The organism is Lewinella sp. IMCC34191 (assembly GCF_003390935.1).
In the GTDB taxonomy this organism is placed as follows: domain Bacteria; phylum Bacteroidota; class Bacteroidia; order Chitinophagales; family Saprospiraceae; genus Neolewinella.
The window spans coordinates 1,001,642-1,018,025 of record NZ_QNQZ01000001.1 but is presented as its reverse complement, the minus strand read 5'-3'; the positions used below and the strand labels follow the sequence as shown (position 1 = coordinate 1,018,025).

Genomic DNA, 16,384 nt, shown 5'->3' with positions numbered 1-16,384 from the left:
GGCCGGTTCGCCGGCTTTATATCTCCTTGAACAGGCCGTGGAGTTTTCCTCCGACCATCTCGATCACGCGACCGAGGTCCTCCTTCTTATTGACGAAGTCCACCTCGTCAACATTGATGATCAAAATATTACCGTCGTGGTAACTACGGATCCAGTCCTCGTAGCGCCGGTTTAGCTGTTTCAAGTAGTCCAGGCTCATACTCCCCTCGTAATCGCGGCCACGGTTCTCGATGTGTGCAACTAGGGTGCCGATGCCGGCCCGCAGGTAAATCAGGAGATCCGGAGCTTTAATCCGGCTGGTCATCGTGTGAAACAATTGACTGTAACTGTCGAAGTCGCGTTCCGTCATCAGCCCCATCCCGTAGAGGTTCGGTGCGAAAATGTGGGCGTCTTCGTAGATGGTTCGGTCCTGGATGACGGTATGGTTGCCTTCCTGGATGTCAATGATCTGCTTGTAGCGGTTATGCAGAAAGTAGACCTGCAGATTGAAACTCCAGCGCTTCATATCATCGTAGAAATCGCTGAGGTATGGGTTGTTCTCCGCACTTTCGTAATGAACTTCCCAGCCGAAATGCTGACCGAGTTGCCGACAGAGCGTGGTTTTACCCGCTCCAATGTTCCCCGCGATCGCGACGTGCTTGATAAGCTTATTTTCCATAGGCCCGCAAAGGTAAAGCGAAGCCCCCGGATGACCGACTACCCACTCCAACCAAAACGTGCCTCGATCTGGATGACCGCGCCACCGACGTCAGATGCCGTGACCAATTCACTGTCTACGCCACTGGCGAAACGGTAGCCACCTTCGATACCAAGACGGAACCACTGGAAGAGATTGAGCTCCGCTCCGGCCATGAGTTGGCCTACGAGCATGCGATCTCGTCCTTCCCCGGCGACGTCAATGCGTCCGGGACCGACGATCGCGGTGAAGCGGGGATGTATGACATTATCCGCACCGGGCGCTACGGCGATGATAAAACCACCGTGCTTAAATTCATAGCGCGGGGAATCTTCCACGGGGTCATTGACCGTAAAGCTTTCGCGAGACCCCCAGCCGCCGTAGCCGAGGGAAACGGTTTCGCTGAATTCCAGGACGCCAAATCCACCCCGAACCAAGGCCCAGTCGTCACCCGTAGCACTGTATTTATAGGTCGGTCCGCCCCATATTCCGGACAGGTCTAGGTCACCAAGTAGCGTTCGTTCCTTCCTGGCCGAAAAACGGCTCGTTACTTCGTCAGAAGCCTGATGGTTGGTGTATGCAGGGATAGCCGTCTGCGCGTGATAGGCCAGGATTGAAGTGCCGCTCTGGGCACTCAGCATCACCGAGATGAAGAGCAGACAAAGGGTAAAAGTCGATTTCATGGTAGTACGTTTTACTGGATTTACATTGGTTTCGAGCCCCGCCCAATGTCGGGGTGATTCATCGGTAAGGGCTGATCCCGTACCTAAAGGTTGCACCTTTGAATCTTAAAATGTGTGACTATTCTATTAAGGCCTTCCTAAAGTCGATGAGGGGTTGCTTACATTGGCGCAAAACGAAAAGCTGTGGCCAAAGGAAGCATATTGATCAAGGGGGGCACCATAATTAACCGGGGAGTGAGGAAGGAGGGGGACCTACTTATCCGCAATGGCATCATTGAACAAGTAGGTGGTACGATTGACGCCACCGTCGACCGGGAGATCAATGCTGAAGGTTGTTACGTCCTTCCCGGTATTATCGACGACCAGGTCCATTTTCGCGAACCGGGTCTCACGCACAAAGCGACCATTGGGAGTGAGGCTCGCGCGGCCGTAGCGGGCGGAACGACCAGCTTCATGGAAATGCCGAATACCAAACCGGCAACCCTGACGCAGTTGCTGCTGGAAGAGAAGTATCGCATCGGAGCCAATACGAGCGTAGCCAACTACAGTTTCTATATGGGGGCGGCCAACGACAACCTGGACGAGGCCCTCCGCACCGATCCCCGTAAGGTTTGCGGATTGAAAATATTTATGGGCAGCAGTACCGGTAATATGCTGGTGGATGACGAGCAAACCCTGGATGCGCTATTTACCCAGAGCCCCTTGTTGATTGCTACCCACTGTGAGGACGAGGCCACGATCCGCCATAATGCCGCCAAGGCCCGCGAGCGCTACGGAACGGAGATCCCCGTACAGGAACATCCGCATATCCGATCCGCGGAAGGGTGCCTGAAGAGTAGTAGCCTCGCCATCGAACTGGCAAAGCGGCACAACACCCGGCTTCATATTTTGCATATTAGTACGGCGGATGAGGTGTCCCTGTTCCGTAATGACATACCCCTGCGGGAAAAGCGAATCACGGCAGAGGTATGCGTTCACCACCTTACCTTCAATGCAAAGGATTACGACCGCCTGGGCAACGGGATAAAGTGTAATCCAGCCATTAAGTCAGAACATCACCGGTCGGCACTGCTACCGGCACTACTTGACGATCGCTTCGATGTCATCGCCACGGATCATGCCCCCCATACCGCCGAGGAAAAAAGTCAGTCGGATTACTTCAAGGCACCGGGTGGCTTGCCGCTGGTACAGCATAGCCTCGACATGATGATGCGCCTCGAGCAAGCCGGTCAGATCACGCTTGAAAAGATTGTTGAGAAGATGTGTCATGCTCCGGCGATCTGTTACCAGGTGGCCGGTCGCGGCTACCTGGACGAGGGCATGCACGCCGACGTAGTGGTGTACGATCCCCAGGAAACCTGGACGGTTGCTCCGGAAAACATCCTTTACCACGTAGGCTGGTCTCCTCTGGAGGGAATGATGTTGCGCGGCAGGGTCCGCGAAACGATTGTGAGCGGGCAGATCGCCTACGCCGCCGGAAAAGTGATCGATACGGTTCGGGGAGAGCGACTGGCTTTCGATCGGTAAGCAAACAAAGAACCCCGGTCACCGCTAGGCGCCGGGGCTCGTTCCAACTTACTGATACCAAATAAAAAAATCGGGTCCGGCGCGGGGCCGGCAGGTCTTTTGCTTCCCAACAGTCGATACACGATCTTGTTGAAGCTGGGAACTCTCAAAAATACACATCTCCCGTGGCAGGAGCAAATTCTAACCAAAGTTTTGCCACTTACGGTTGTTGGACTTGATCGAGTAGGTAACGGTAGGCAGCGGCAAAATCGGGTTTGCCGTAGCCGACGGCATCATCCGGTGCGTCAGCAAGCGATGCAGTCGAGCGGATCGCGTCCAGAATTTGCTGGTTGGTCGCTTCCGGCACGGCCTGCAGCAGGCAAGCTATAAGGCCGGTGACCAGGGGAGCACTAAGGCTCGTGCCGTTAGCTCCGGTCATCCCCTGACCGTTGGCCGCCACGGCTGCCACCATAACGCCGGGTCCGCTGACATCCGGCTTTGGCAAACCGTCCGCGGTCGATCCGAAACTGCTAAAGTAAGCGCGTTCGTCGTCCGCGTCTAGCGCGCCAATACTAAATGCCTTTGGCGCATCCGCGGGTATTCCGATGTACTTCCATTCATCGGCCCCGTTGTTCCCTGCACTGGTTACCACGATCATTCCCCGGTCGAAGGCGCGGCCGATAGCAATCGAAGCAGGAGAAGTCCGTCCGTTGAGGTCCTTAAATCCATAATCCATCGAGGTATCGGTGAAGGTGGTATAACCGAGACTGCTATTGACAAGGTCGACGCCTACGCTATCGGCCATCTCCAGGGCAATCGCGTAGTTTACTTCTTCCATGCGATGCTCGCCGCGGCTGTTTTCCGTCTTGAAAAGAATGTATTTCGCTTCGGGGGCCGTACCGATAAAGAAGAATGGATGATGAGCTGCCATGGTGCTGAGTACCGTAGCGCCGTGGGTCGAACCATCCAGTGCAGTGCTGTCTTGCTCCACGAGGTCATAATTGCCGGGCACGGCCTCCACCTGATCGTAGCCGAGAAAATCCTTGTACTGCACGCCTGGGAAGCCGCCGTCGAACACGGCGACCCATACTCCGCTGCCCCGGAAACCCAGTCGGTGTAAACTGTCCCCATTCATGCGGCTGAGATCTTTGTATCCAAAGCCGTAAAACGTCTGGCTTACCGGTACGGACTCGACATCGGGAGCGGGCTGGCTGAAATTCGTTGGCCGGGGGGCGGAGACGGTCCGTTCGTACTGCAACGGCGCCGCGTAAAAGGTGGTGTCAACGAACTCTAGGCGCCGAATCTTCTCCATCTGGGCCTTTGTTGCCGGGACGACGACCCCATTCATCCACTTACTGCGGAGCCAGATGTCTAGACCCTGCTCGGCGATTCGTTTCTCATAGTCGGGGCTAATCGGTAGATCCAGGTCCGTAATTTCCATGTCGACCTTCTTCCTGCGTTCGAGTGCCCGTTCACTCAAAAAGGCTTCTGGTTCCTCTACCCGGTAGGGGGTGCCGGCTTTGTCGGAGAAGCCCACGAAGTAGAGGCCCTGCTGTGAATTTGATTGAGCAGAAAGGGCCGTTAGCGAAATAAAGCAGAGAAGGACGAGGGACAGTTTAGTCATGGCTTACGGAGGCGTCTAAAAGTTGAAGATGGGTGCTAATCGAACGCACTACGTCCTGTCTGGGATTCGTCTGCCGAACGTGATAAGCTGCCTTTTCGTAGCAAGGTCTACGTTCGTCGAGTTTGGACTTGATAAGCCCGGCAAGTTCCGCATCACCGTGAAGCAGGGGACGCTTAGCCCGTTCGCTACGAAGTCTGCGCTCGATGATTTCCTCGTCGGGATCCAGGAAAACGGTTACCCCGTGCTGGTTCATCCAGTCCATATTAGCGTGAAAACAAGGGGTGCCTCCCCCCGTGGCCATCACGAACATCGGCAGGCGGTCGAATTTTTGCAGCAAGTCGGTTTCCAACTGGCGAAAATGGGCTTCACCATGCTTTTCAAAGATCTCGGCTATCGTAATACCGGTGCGCTGCTCCAGGTAGTCGTCCAGATCGATGAAGGGCAGGCCCCGCAGCGACGCCAAGCGCCGTCCGACAAAACTCTTCCCGGAACCCATAAAGCCTGTTAGGAATACGCGCATTACAAGCATTGATTAGCCGATGGGCGAATATAAGGGTAGTGGGCAGACCCGATGTCAGTGACCCGACCGGGAAAGCCGCAACTTTGCGGTAGGGTGGGGGATGAGCATCCGTGTTTATCTTTGCGGCGGCATAAGCCCGATCTAAATGCGTAAACGAATACTATGTCTGCTCCCACTTCTATGGTGGGCTTGTGCGGAGGACCCCAAATCCTTTCCCGATGCGCCATCCGACACCGAGGGAGCTAATGCGGCTATCATCAGAAGTCCGTTGGCCGAGCCCGTACCGGACAGTGCGGCCGCCGCGGTGATGGAATTCGCGGAGACGGAGTATCGCTTTGGCGAAGTGGAGGAGGGCGCCATCATTCGCCATACCTTCGAGTTTACGAATACGGGAAGTGCGCCACTGCTCATTACTGACGCCCGATCGACCTGTGGTTGCACGGTGCCCAGTTACCCGGACAAGCCCGTGGCGCCGGGGGAGACCGGGAGCGTGGAGGTGGTTTTTAATACCACCCACAAGTACGGCCGGCAACGGAAGCCAGTTACGCTTACCGCCAATACCTATCCATCGATGACCACCATCTACGTGGATGGCACGGTCCTTAACGACTAAATGTTTTTATATATGCTATATCTACAAGCCGGCGGCGACATCTTTACCAGCGGCTTTTTTATGCTGGCCATGCTTGCCGTCATCGTGTTTACCATGATTATTCCTCAACGTCGACGCAGCAAGCAGCAAAAGACCTTCATGGAGGACCTGTCGAAGGGACAACGGGTGGTCACGGCCAGCGGTATTTTGGGTACGATCGACAAGGTAGAGGATAAGGTAGTCTCCCTCAACGTAGGGAATAAGACCTACATTCAGGTCACCAAGAACGCGATCTCTCAGGAACTGACGCATGCCATCTACCCTCCAAAGACTGAAGGATAGTATTCCCCTGCGGAATATGGCCACTACGGACCGGCAGGTGCTGCTGGTGTGTATCGGCCTAGCCTTCGTGTTTTGGCTGATTCTTAATCTCTCGCAGACCTACGAGATCAACAAAACGGTCAATCTCGAATACAACGTGAGTCCCGATCGGGCCATTGCCGGTCAGCCTCCTCGGACCATCCCGATACAAATACGGGGCAGAGGATGGAACCTGATCGTAGAGAGCTTGCGCGGGAGAACACTCGATGTTTTACTCGACGTCAACGAAGAAGAGCGTTTTTTGCTATCCGGCAATGTCCTCGAGCAGGCTATCCGTCGTCAGCTCAGCAGCGGCGATTTGGAGGTCGATAACATGGTCTACGAGTCGCAGCAAATTTTGACGACCCCCCGTGATGGGAAGAGGGTGCGCGTGGTTAGCCAGGTTGACATCGGATTTGAAGCCGGCTATGCCGCCGTCGGGCCGGTGGTGTTCCAACCCGATAGCATAACCGTCAGCGGCGCCATCGATGCACTGGAAGACATCGAAGTCTGGCCGACGGCACCGCTCGTGTTGGACAACTTGAAGACGAACTTAGCAACCTCCGTTCCACTTGAGCGTGCACCGGAAGGACTCACCCTTAACTATAGCAGTGTAGAGCTTTCCGTGGAAGTCGAGCCCTTCATTGAGCAGCAGTTCAGAATCCCCATTGAGCTGTACAATGCCCCATCGGTAGACTCCTCCCGGGTTTTTCCGGCTTTTGCTACGATCACCGTCACGGTGCCGCAACGCGACTTTGGCCAGATCCGGCGCTCGGACTTCAGGGTAGAGGCTGACGTCAGCCGACTACAAACCACCGATGGTATGAACACCGTTCCCGTGATGCTGACGCGCGTTCCGGAGTCCATTCGGGATGTTGAATTCACGCCTAAAGCCGTGGAGTACTATATCTACACCCGACCCGATTGACCGGCAATTTGGCTAAGCCGAAACGGCTTACCGAGCACGAATGACCGAGATAGGCATCTGCTCGTCGTAGCTACCCGTTAGGGTAGGGGTTTGGATGTTGCCGGTGTATCCCCGGACTTCGCGGTGAACGTAGGCAAACAGTTCCTGGATGGACACGATACGGTCGTGATTGGCGTCAGCTTCGCCTTTCATACCCCGGATCAGGTAGTGACTGAAAACCCCGGACCGCAAGCCACCGTCCTCCATGCTAATTTCTTCTCCCTTGCTGGACATCATCAGCGCGGTAGACGAGCTAGCGTTATGCAAGGCGGAATAGTAATCGGTCAGTAGCTGCTCGTTGCTTCCTCCACTTCGGGCGGCCAGACTTCCACTGTGGCAGGCGTCAGCGATGACCAACTTGTGTCGCGACCGGCTTAGCTGTAGCGCTTCGTGTACTTCATCGTGCTTGAGGGCCTGCTCCGATCCATCGTAATCGACGGGCAGGAAAGCGCCGGGCAAACCGTGTCCGCTGAAGTAAAAAAGGATCACGTCATTCTCATCGGCCTGGGCGTAGGTATCGCGCATAGCGGCCAGGATATTGTCGTGGGTGGCATTCTCGTCGATGAGAACCTTGACCTGATCGTCGCTCAGGGCACCCCCTTCAATGCTCTTCAAAAAAGCGTAGAACTGGTAGGCGTCGTCATCCGTGTACCGCAGTGTTTTCATGTGCTGGTAATAGGCGCAGCCGACAACTACCGCCCACACTTTTACCTCATCATCGTAGGCCGTAGCCAATTCCGGGGCCGGACTTCCTTTTGCGGAGTATAGACGGCGGAAAAGCTGGCCGTTGTCCCAGATGCCGCCCTCGATTTCACCGCTGCGGTACTGCATCACGCCAAGTCCTTCCGGGCGGTGGTCGAGGAAGCTACCGTGGTAGGTGTTGCCATTGGGGAAAAGAACGGTCCCCCGGCCGTGCGGGATACCTCCCTGGATATTACCGAAGAAAGTCGTTCCATCGGCGTAGGTGTACCGTCCGGTACCGTCCGGACAGCCTTCTTCGCAGTCAGCCAGCTGAGCCGTATTGCCCAGGAAGCCTAATGCCGACCAGTCGGTCTCGAATTCCCCCTGGTTCCAGGTCCCCGTGACTTCCGTGCCGTTTTCGTAGACCAGGTGGCCCTCCCCGTGTTTGACATTCTGCAGCCAGTGCCCGGCATACATATCGCCATTGGCATATTCCATTTGGCCGTAGCCACTCATCATGTTTTCCTGCATCCTGCCCTTGTAGAAGTCACGGTTGGCAAAGGTGAAGGAGACTTCCCCGTTCAGTTTGTCGCTGTCCCAGGTGCCGATGATCTCACCGCCATCGGTGAAATTGGCGCGGCCTTCCCCGTGCCGCTGACCAGCCCGCCACATGCCCTCGTAGCTGTTTCCGTTGGCGTCGACTAACCGTCCCAGGCCGTGCTGAAGCTGGTTGCGAAAATTCCCTCGATAGACGGAACCGTCCGGATAGGTCAGGGTGCCCTGGCCGTTAAATTTACCCAGCTTGAAGTAGCCGGTATAGAGTGCGCCGTCCGCGAAGCGCAGGGCGCCGGTGCCGTCGTAGCAGTTGCCGCGCTGGCAATGCCCCTGGCCGCTGATTGCCGCTGTGCTCATAATGAGCAGCAAAGGCAAGATTAAAAATTTAAACATGTGTTTGACGTGTAAAAGAGTGTGCAGGGTATCAGTTTCTTCTCAAACGACAGGTTCAACAGAATTCTGTCGGGTCTCACCGGCTCCTCCGTATCGCGGCGGTAGCGGTCAGATCACCAAGATCTAAGGCAAGAATTTTTAGGCTTGTTTCGAGAGAGACACTGTAAACCGAATAATCGGGCGATTATCTGGGGGTATAGCTTATTTCACTAGCTTAAAATTGCACTTATATCCCGATATATTTTCGATAATGACGAAACGGTTGACTGGGGACGTTAAACGGTCCGGTTTGGCGGGGGAATCGCCATAATGTGGCAGTTTGTCGCCTTAGTCGCATCATCAGCACATGGTATCTTCGCCCGACAACTCACGCCAGCCCTGTATGAAATTTTACTCATCCATAATTTTCTTCTTTTGGGTTTTCTGCCTAAAAGCTCAAACCGATGTTTACGAACGCCTGGACTTCCCGGAGAACCTGTCAGCTTCGCAAGTGCTCAGTCCACGCCAATTTTTGGGGTACCGGTTGGGGGAGCGGTTTACCGAATACGCCAAGTCCGTAGCCTACTTCGATTATTTGGCGGACCAAAGTCCCCGGGTGCGCGTCGAGCGATACGGGACCACCTACGAGGGTAGGCCGCTCCTCTTAGTCATAGTTACGGGGGAAGAAAATATGGATCAGCTGGAGGCTATACGCACCAAGCAACTGGACTTAGTGAACAGTTGGCGGGGCGGCGGAGCGCAGGTAGAAAGCTTATTGGAGAACCACCCGGTCGTCAACAGCTTCAGCTATAACATTCACGGTAACGAAGCCAGCAGTACGGAGGCCGCCATGCAGGTGGCCTACGAGCTGGCGACTACCGAGAATCAGGAACTCGCCGACGCGCTCGAAGAAACGGTAAACGTCATGTTCGTGTGTATCAATCCGGATGGCAGGGACCGGTACGTATACTGGTACAACGGCATGGCCCGTGCCACCGGCGGGGAGGAACCCCGGGATCTCGAACACTACGCACCCTTTCCGAATGGTCGTACGAACCACTACTGGTTTGACCTTAACCGCGACTGGGTCTGGGGAGTACACCCCGAAAGCAGGGGGCACACCCGGGCCTACCAGCGTTGGATGCCCAGCGTCCATACCGATTATCACGAGCAGGGGTACGACGCGAACTACTTCACGGTACCCGGTACGACTCCCCGAAATCTACTGTTGCCCGATGCCTACGAAAGCTGGGCCGACACCTTCGGACGCGCCAATATTGCTGCCTTTGATCAGCAGGGCATCAGCTACTTTACCCGGGATCGCTTTGACTTCTTCTATCCGAGCTACGGAAGCAGCTACCCCTCCGTAATGGGCGCCATCGGTATGCTGACGGAACAGGGCGGCATCGCCGGCGGCCGGGCCGTAGAAACCGAGGATGGGTTTGTCCTGACACTCCGTCAGCGCATATGGGACCACTTTACGACCAGTCTGGCTCAGGTGCGAACGGCTTCCGACAACCGGGAAGCCCTGCAACGCTACAGTCTGGAGGCCTGGAATCCCTTAAACAGTAAGCAGGAAACGACGGCTTACCTAATTGAAAATGACGGCAGCCCCTACTTCAACGATTTTCTGCAGATGCTGCTGCTTAACGGGATCGAGGTGGAACGCACCACCGAGGAACTGACTGCCAACGGTCGGTCGTTTCGTTCGGGACCCGTTGAGGAAGAACGGACGCATCCGGCCGGAAGCCTGATCATCGGTACCGAACAGGCGCGTCACTTACTGATCAACAGCATCCTGGCGAATGATATCGCCATCGAAGACAGCGTGATGTACGATATGTCTACCTGGTCGGCCCCCCTGGCCTACAACCTGAATGCTTACACCTTCGGTTCACCCATCCAGGTGGGTACGGAGCCGGTACGGGTTATCGAGCGTTCCGGAGGCGTATACGGACCGGAGGACGGACCGGTGTACGCCTACGTGATTGATTGGTCACAACGTAACGCCCCCCAGGCATTGGCTGCGATGTGGACGAAAGGACTGCGGGTACGATCCGCTCTGGAACCATTCACTACGGATGGCGGGCAGACATTTTCCGCTGGCAGCTTGATTGTACTGCGGGGGCGCAACCTGGAACACGAAGAAGAGATCCCGGTACTCATGCAGCAGATGGCTGAAGATTTCGGCCTACGCGTAGACCGGTTCACCACCGGGCGCATGCGTGACGGTAACGATCTGGCCAGTACCCGCAACTTCCCCCTGCGGAAGCCCCAAGTGGCCATGCTGGTTGATGAACCCTTTGATACCTACACCAGCGGGCAAATCTATTACCTGTTCGACTGGGAAACCCAGCTGCCAGTTACACGGATCCGCACCTCCGTTTTACGGCAAACCGCCGTGCCGAAATTCGGTCAGCGGTACGGCTACGCCGACCTCTTTGATTACGACGTCCTGATCTTGCCGGACGCCGGCAATTTGGGTGAGGTCTTCGACGAGGAGCAACGGGAGGTGCTTACAGGCTGGATTCGGGCCGGTGGCACGCTCGTTACGGTTGGCGAATCGGCGGAATTCTTTACCGCCGAGAATGGCTTCACCGACCAAAAGGTCAACCAACCCGGACGCGATACGTCGGAGCTCGCCAGCCAACTGACTTTCGCCGAGCGAACGGATTACTACGGCAAGAAAAATATCCCGGGAAGCGCGCTACGCGCCACCCTGGATAACACCCATCCGCTGGCTTTTGGAATGGGGACGGAAGTTTATACGCTCAAATTTGGTAGCAACTCGCTCCAGGCTTCCGCCGGCTTGGAAAGTGTAGGGCGCTATGTATCCGATTCTACGCAACTGCTGGCCGCCGGGTACGCGCCTTCGGATGCTATTGACCGCCTGGCCGGCAATACCTGGGCGGGTGTACGTCAGATCGGACAGGGTCAGGTAGTATATCTCCTCGACAATCCACACTATCGGATGTTCTGGCGGGGCCCGAGCCGTCTTATGCAAAACGCGGTGATGATCGTACCGGGCATGTAGTCAGGGTCAGTACTTTACCACAGCAGGCTCCTCCCGAACGGACGGCGATATACCCAGTCGCGGTGGCGGCGGTCGGGAAGCACGGATTCACAAGTATTCCGGCTACCACAAATTCGTCCTTCGGTCTTTGGACGAAGGGCCATCTCAGCACTGCTGGTCTGGTCCGTAATCGCGAATTTATACAGTGAACGCAAGCGACCCTCCAGGGCAAAAGGACCGTCGTAAGGGCTTATGGAGAAATAAAGGTCGGTAAAAAGGCGAACCTCCGTGGTCCCTCGCCGTAATGTGGCGTGACGCGCAAACCCGGGGCAACACTAAAATGCTCTGCCACTAAGCGGTTTATCGCGCCAGTAAAAAGCACTCGATCGTCCGGTCCGGTCTTTAAAGTCTGTCGATGTTCGGCTTCCAATTCGTATCCCCACCCGGGAGTGACTTCGTGCTCGAAGGCAACCCCATTGAACAAGTGGAGCTGTGCGGACACCGAGGACTGGATGCCGTAGAGCGCACAGCATAGCATAGCCGCAGCGGGATACCTCATATATAGAAAACGTAGAAGCACCTGTATCAAAATCAACTACAACCCACATCCTCGGTTGTACCTGAAACATACGATAACAACCGATGAAGCACTTTTTCCTATACACGCTCACCTTAATGTGTTTAACCGCCTGTGGCGACGGCGCAACCACCGCTTCGGACGAGCCAGCGGAAGCAGCACTCGAAACCACTTCGGAAGAACAAAATGCAGACGTAGAGGCTCATCCCATCTACCACGGCTCCATCGTACTTACACAAGGAGAGCGCACCATTTTTGTCGACCCCCACGGCGGTGCCGAGCGCTACACGTCCTACGGGGCACCAGATTTGGTCCTCATCACCCACACCCACGGTGACCACCTCGATCCGGAAACCCTCAGCGGTATCGATCTTACCCAGGCTACCCTGGTTGCCCCACAGGCCGTCATGGACGCCCTACAGGATACTTCCTTCGCCGAGATGCACACCCTGGCGAATGGAGAAAACTGGACGTGGGACGACATCGACATCGAGGCTGTTCCTGCCTATAATCCCCCACCCAAAGAGAATTTTCACCCGGAGGGTGATTTCAACGGCTATGTGCTCGATTTCGGTTCGGAACGCTACTACATCAGCGGAGATACCGAAGGCGTGCCCGCCATGCGTAACCTCGAAGACATTAGCGTTGCCTTCGTATGCATGAACCTGCCCTACACAATGGACATCAACCAGGCCGCGGAGTCGGTTCTCGCCTTTGCCCCGGAAGTTGTCTATCCCTACCATTACCGCAACCAGGACGAAACGAAGAGCGACGTGGAAGAATTTCGCCGTCTGGTTAACGCGGAGAACGACGACATTGAAGTCAGACTTGAGGACTGGTACGGGGAATAATTTACCGATCACAATCGTAAGCCGTCTCCTCGGCAACGTTGAATAAAGCGTCGCTGCCGAGAATCTCGTCGACGGTATCCCCAGACTGCTCGTAGGCGAACTCTACCTCGGTAGGCTCTCTACCCTCCGGCAAGGGAGGGTAACTGCGGAACTCTCGGTCAAGTAAGTTGCCGGATTCGAAATAGCGACGTTCTTGCCGGACCAGTCCGGGCCCCGGAGATTCGGCTGTCTGAACTTGCGAGAAGGCGCTCGTTTCGGCTACGTATACGGCAGATCCGTCGTAGTAGTAGGTTTCAGCTGCGATAGTTCCGGGTCCGGCATCAATTTCATGCTGGACCCGGACTAGATCGCCGTCTGCCCTGCAGATAATGATTTTTCCCGCTCTGTCGGAAGACTGGCAATCGTAAGACAAAGTATCGCAATCAAGAACACCGGAGTTTTCCATTTGCAGGACGCGTTCATATCGCTTGCTTGCCCATGCCAGCCCACCCGAAGAGTTGCGCTGTCCCACCGCCTTGCTGTCGTCAGATGGCTGATTATCCGCAGAAGGGGCCGCGTCTGCTTGCGATGATGAATCCGTACAGGCGACGAGGGACATCAGTAGAAGTCCCATTACAATCCGTACTAAAATCCACAATTGCATAGCAGACTTGCTTAAATGGTCACGTCGACACGGCGGTAGGCGTCCAGTACGGCCTCTTCTCCTTCCACTCCATCCATACTCTTACCGTGCTCCATGCCGTACACCCCGGTAAAGCCCTTCGAGTGGATGTGTGATAATACCTTTTCGTAGTTGATCTCGCCGGTCGTAGGCTCCTTGCGGCCGGGATTGTCCCCGATCTGGAAATAGGCGATCTCCTCCCAGGCGGCATCTATGTTGGGGATCAGGTTGCCCTCCTGAATCTGTTGGTGGTAAATATCGAAGAGAATTTTGCAGGAAGGACTTCCCACTGCCTGACAGATGGCATAACCCTGGGCGGCCTTGGTAAGGAATAGTCCGGGGTGGTCGCGGTAATTCAGGGGTTCGAGTACCATCACTAGTCCGTGGGGCTCCAATAGCGCGGCGCCCTGTTTGAGGGTTTCTACGACGTTGGCCATTTGGTAATAGGGCTCCAACCGCATCTGGACGAATCCCGGAACGACGGTCATCCACTTCGCGTTGCAGCGCTTGGCTACCTCGATGGCGTTCTTGATGTCGGCCAGGAAGGCATCCCGGTGCTCACCGGCCCCGTTGGTGAGGGTAGGTTCCCGCCAGTTGATTTTGTTGGCGACGAATACCCCCATCTGCATATCCAGTTGGTTAAGGAGTTCGCCAATCTTGGTCTGTTCCGTCACGTCCCGGTTGGGCATCCCGTTGTCTTCCCAGGCGTGGAATCCCTGGTCCGCCGCCCAGCGGATCTGATCCAGGATGTCGTCGCCGGCCAGATTGGAGAACATGCCCCCGTGGGGAGCAAATGCCAGATTGAAGGCGGCTGCGGCCGGGGGGTGTTGCTCCTGCCGGGTAGAGGCAGAGGCAATTGGGCTTAATCCCAAGGCTGCGGTAGTTAATTTAATGGCTTGTCGGCGGTGCATGATCGAGTAGTTATGGTCGGTAAATTACAAATGCCCCCGCATAATGACCTAAAAGGCCATTATTCAATTCCCTGCTAATCGGTTACCTTGCCGCCATGCTACGATGTATCATTCTGCTAACCTTAGCGCTCACCGCGGCCTGTAACCGCGATCCGTTGGAAGTACAACAAGTCGACACCGACGAACGCTACGAGTCGTCCGGTCTGGACAAACTCCAGCCATCCGCTTCCGAGGGATGGACCGACTCTGGTGGGACCCTTACGGCTTCCGCCCCCGCCAGTCTCGAATTACTGCCGAATCACGAAGAATTGACCTTCTCTTTCAATTTCCGCCTATCCGATGGGGGCAAGGGCAAGCTTTCTCTCGGTGGACAGCACGCCCTTTATCTGCCTTCCCTGGAGCTTGATTCGGCTGCGGTAATGCGCTCGCCCGTGGACATCCGACCCAACGTGTGGCAAAACCTCGAACTGGCCTATTTACCGGCTACCGAGGCAACTCCGGCGCTTCTGGTAGCCGCTTACCTGAATGGTAATCTGGTTTATTATCAGCAACCGCTCTCCAAGGGGTCCGCTACGCCCGGCCCGCTCCAGCTGGAGGTTACCGATGGAGAAATGTCCGTAACGGGCCTCAGCAGTGCCGGACAAGCCGGAAAGGCTTCCATGCTGACCAGCGACGGAGAGGTGGACCTGAATCTACCCCTGATCCACTATGCCTACTACGATGTAGACGGAAGTCCCGAAACCTTTGATGACTACGACGAAGAAGAACCCGTTAAAGAAGGCTATATATCGCGCTTCGACCTGGGTGCCATCCGGGAACAAGGCCGCGATTACGCGATCCGATTCACGGGGGATCTCAACGTCCCGAAGGCTGGAGATTACGCCTTCTTCCTGCGGTCTTCCACGCATTCCGCGCTTTACATCGACGGTAAGGAGGTCGTGGCGTTAGGCCCGGACACGGAAGGCATTGAAAACGAAGGCACGGTGAACCTTTCGGAGGGAACCCACGAGGTGCGTCTGGATCATTACCAGGAAACCAATTGGACCCATCTTCTGCTGAAATACGCCTTCGGCGAGCAGAAAAGACGTTCCTTCAATGATATGCCGGAGGGGCAGGCGATAGCTACCCCACGCAGCGCCGAGACCACGCCGGTCGAAACTGACGATCGCCCCTACCTGCTGCGGAGTTTCCTGAATTTTCCCATGGCGCGCGTCTACGACTATACCCAAAAGCGTACCCACGTGATCAACGTGGGCGAATTGGACGGCCCACACTACAGCTACGACCTGCAGAACGGCGCGTTGCTACAGATTTGGCGCGGCCCCTTTGTCGATGTAAGCGAGATGTGGGAGGATCGGGGCGAACCTCAGGTCGTTCGCGCACTCGGACCGGCGATTTCCTTTGACGGACGGCCTCAGTGGACCACCGAGGGTCGGAATTGGCCGACGGAAGCAACCAATCTGCAGCACCGGCGCTACGAACTGGACGAAAACGGCAGACCCACCTTCTATTTTGATATGGATGAAGCCGGAGAGGTCTCCGACCGTTTTATTCCTACCGATCGGGGCCTGGAGCGTACGCTTACCAATAGCGCGGAAGGAGAAACTTTGACAACGAATATCGCAGCCGCATCGGAGATTCGCGAGACCGCACCCGGCGTCTTTGAAACGGTGAATCCGGGACTTAACATTCAGGTTCTGGAACTGGCTTCCGGAGGCTTGCGCCTGTTACAAGGCGAGGGTACGATGCGCCTCGTCGCCGAACTGCCACCCGGCGAGCATCTCACCTTTTCCTTAGACTGGTAAACGGAGAATAACTCCGCTTCTTTCCATAAA

General features: G+C 55.8%; 14 protein-coding genes. 7 read left to right on the top strand and 7 right to left on the bottom strand.

Annotated features, from left to right (window positions below; genetic code table 11):
* Window positions 1-16: 16 nt before the first annotated feature.
* Window positions 17-658 (bottom strand): deoxynucleoside kinase, encoded by a 642-nt coding sequence (locus DRW39_RS04075; protein ID WP_116105682.1) that lies wholly within the window; start codon window positions 656-658, stop codon window positions 17-19.
* 38 nt (window positions 659-696) lie between these two features.
* Window positions 697-1,359, bottom strand: coding sequence for a hypothetical protein (locus DRW39_RS04070; RefSeq protein ID WP_116105681.1), 663 nt, complete (start codon window positions 1,357-1,359; stop codon window positions 697-699).
* A 183-nt stretch (window positions 1,360-1,542) separates the two neighbouring features.
* Between DRW39_RS04070 and DRW39_RS04065 the strand changes: the two genes are divergently transcribed.
* Window positions 1,543-2,886 carry a dihydroorotase gene (locus DRW39_RS04065; RefSeq protein WP_116105680.1) on the top strand — a complete coding sequence of 448 codons (1,344 nt, stop codon included), beginning with the start codon at window positions 1,543-1,545 and terminating at the stop codon, window positions 2,884-2,886.
* Window positions 2,887-3,085: 199 nt separating this feature from the next.
* On the opposite strand, the gene DRW39_RS04060 is transcribed toward DRW39_RS04065, so the two are convergent.
* Both DRW39_RS04060 and DRW39_RS04055 read right to left on the bottom strand, forming a co-directional pair.
* Window positions 3,086-4,489 carry a S8 family serine peptidase gene (locus DRW39_RS04060; protein WP_116105679.1) on the bottom strand — a complete coding sequence of 468 codons (1,404 nt, stop codon included), beginning with the start codon at window positions 4,487-4,489 and terminating at the stop codon, window positions 3,086-3,088.
* Window positions 4,482-5,009, bottom strand: a complete 528-nt coding sequence (locus tag DRW39_RS04055) for a shikimate kinase (RefSeq protein WP_157975918.1) — start codon at window positions 5,007-5,009, stop codon at window positions 4,482-4,484. Before DRW39_RS04055 ends, DRW39_RS04060 begins: the two co-directional genes overlap by 8 nt.
* Before the next feature lie 145 nt (window positions 5,010-5,154).
* Here DRW39_RS04055 and DRW39_RS04050 point away from each other — a divergent pair, with 145 nt between their 5' ends.
* Genes DRW39_RS04050 through DRW39_RS04040 form a run of 3 tightly spaced genes read left to right on the top strand, consistent with a single transcriptional unit; the run spans window position 5,155 to window position 6,889 of the window.
* On the top strand, window positions 5,155-5,622 hold the full coding sequence (locus tag DRW39_RS04050) for a DUF1573 domain-containing protein (RefSeq protein WP_116105677.1): 468 nt from the start codon (window positions 5,155-5,157) through the stop codon (window positions 5,620-5,622).
* A 12-nt stretch (window positions 5,623-5,634) separates the two neighbouring features.
* A complete protein-coding gene (yajC, locus tag DRW39_RS04045) occupies window positions 5,635-5,943 on the top strand; it encodes a preprotein translocase subunit YajC (protein ID WP_157975917.1) in 309 nt (102 codons plus the stop codon).
* Window positions 5,912-6,889 carry a hypothetical protein gene (locus tag DRW39_RS04040; RefSeq protein WP_157975916.1) on the top strand — a complete coding sequence of 326 codons (978 nt, stop codon included), beginning with the start codon at window positions 5,912-5,914 and terminating at the stop codon, window positions 6,887-6,889. The genes yajC and DRW39_RS04040 overlap by 32 nt, the downstream gene beginning before the upstream one ends.
* Window positions 6,890-6,916: 27 nt before the next feature.
* On the opposite strand, the gene DRW39_RS04035 is transcribed toward DRW39_RS04040, so the two are convergent.
* Complete coding sequence (locus DRW39_RS04035) at window positions 6,917-8,539, bottom strand: caspase family protein (protein WP_232830057.1); 1,623 nt, start codon at window positions 8,537-8,539, stop codon at window positions 6,917-6,919.
* A gap of 400 nt (window positions 8,540-8,939) precedes the next feature.
* Here DRW39_RS04035 and DRW39_RS04030 point away from each other — a divergent pair, with 400 nt between their 5' ends.
* Both DRW39_RS04030 and DRW39_RS04020 read left to right on the top strand, forming a co-directional pair.
* Entirely contained in the window at window positions 8,940-11,570 is a 2,631-nt protein-coding gene (locus tag DRW39_RS04030; RefSeq protein ID WP_116105674.1) for a M14 family metallopeptidase, read from the top strand.
* 621 nt (window positions 11,571-12,191) lie between these two features.
* The gene (locus tag DRW39_RS04020) at window positions 12,192-12,977 is read left to right on the top strand and encodes an MBL fold metallo-hydrolase (protein WP_116105672.1); all 786 of its coding nucleotides are present in this window, start codon (window positions 12,192-12,194) and stop codon (window positions 12,975-12,977) included.
* 1 nt (window position 12,978) lies between these two features.
* Here the strand turns inward: DRW39_RS04020 and DRW39_RS04015 are convergent, their stop codons facing one another.
* The gene (locus tag DRW39_RS04015) at window positions 12,979-13,575 is read right to left on the bottom strand and encodes a hypothetical protein (protein ID WP_157975915.1); all 597 of its coding nucleotides are present in this window, start codon (window positions 13,573-13,575) and stop codon (window positions 12,979-12,981) included.
* 56 nt (window positions 13,576-13,631) lie between these two features.
* On the bottom strand, window positions 13,632-14,549 hold the full coding sequence (locus DRW39_RS04010) for a TIM barrel protein (protein WP_116105670.1): 918 nt from the start codon (window positions 14,547-14,549) through the stop codon (window positions 13,632-13,634).
* 95 nt (window positions 14,550-14,644) lie between these two features.
* Between DRW39_RS04010 and DRW39_RS04005 the strand changes: the two genes are divergently transcribed.
* Window positions 14,645-16,354, top strand: a complete 1,710-nt coding sequence (locus DRW39_RS04005; protein WP_116105669.1) for a PA14 domain-containing protein — start codon at window positions 14,645-14,647, stop codon at window positions 16,352-16,354.
* Window positions 16,355-16,384: the final 30 nt, after the last annotated feature.

Excerpts from the sequence above, each read along its gene's own strand:
- DRW39_RS04075 (WP_116105682.1), bottom strand. The coding sequence starts at position 658 with ATGGAAAATAAGCTTATCAAGCACGTCGCGATCGCGGGGAACATTGGA.
- DRW39_RS04070 (WP_116105681.1), bottom strand. The coding sequence starts at position 1,359 with ATGAAATCGACTTTTACCCTTTGTCTGCTCTTCATCTCGGTGATGCTG.
- DRW39_RS04060 (WP_116105679.1), bottom strand. The coding sequence starts at position 4,489 with ATGACTAAACTGTCCCTCGTCCTTCTCTGCTTTATTTCGCTAACGGCC.
- DRW39_RS04055 (WP_157975918.1), bottom strand. The coding sequence starts at position 5,009 with ATGCGCGTATTCCTAACAGGCTTTATGGGTTCCGGGAAGAGTTTTGTC.
- DRW39_RS04050 (WP_116105677.1), top strand. The coding sequence starts at position 5,155 with ATGCGTAAACGAATACTATGTCTGCTCCCACTTCTATGGTGGGCTTGT.
- yajC (WP_157975917.1), top strand. The coding sequence starts at position 5,635 with ATGCTATATCTACAAGCCGGCGGCGACATCTTTACCAGCGGCTTTTTT.
- DRW39_RS04040 (WP_157975916.1), top strand. The coding sequence starts at position 5,912 with ATGCCATCTACCCTCCAAAGACTGAAGGATAGTATTCCCCTGCGGAAT.
- DRW39_RS04030 (WP_116105674.1), top strand. The coding sequence starts at position 8,940 with ATGAAATTTTACTCATCCATAATTTTCTTCTTTTGGGTTTTCTGCCTA.
- DRW39_RS04020 (WP_116105672.1), top strand. The coding sequence starts at position 12,192 with ATGAAGCACTTTTTCCTATACACGCTCACCTTAATGTGTTTAACCGCC.
- DRW39_RS04015 (WP_157975915.1), bottom strand. The coding sequence starts at position 13,575 with ATGTCCCTCGTCGCCTGTACGGATTCATCATCGCAAGCAGACGCGGCC.
- DRW39_RS04010 (WP_116105670.1), bottom strand. The coding sequence starts at position 14,549 with ATGCACCGCCGACAAGCCATTAAATTAACTACCGCAGCCTTGGGATTA.
- DRW39_RS04005 (WP_116105669.1), top strand. The coding sequence starts at position 14,645 with ATGCTACGATGTATCATTCTGCTAACCTTAGCGCTCACCGCGGCCTGT.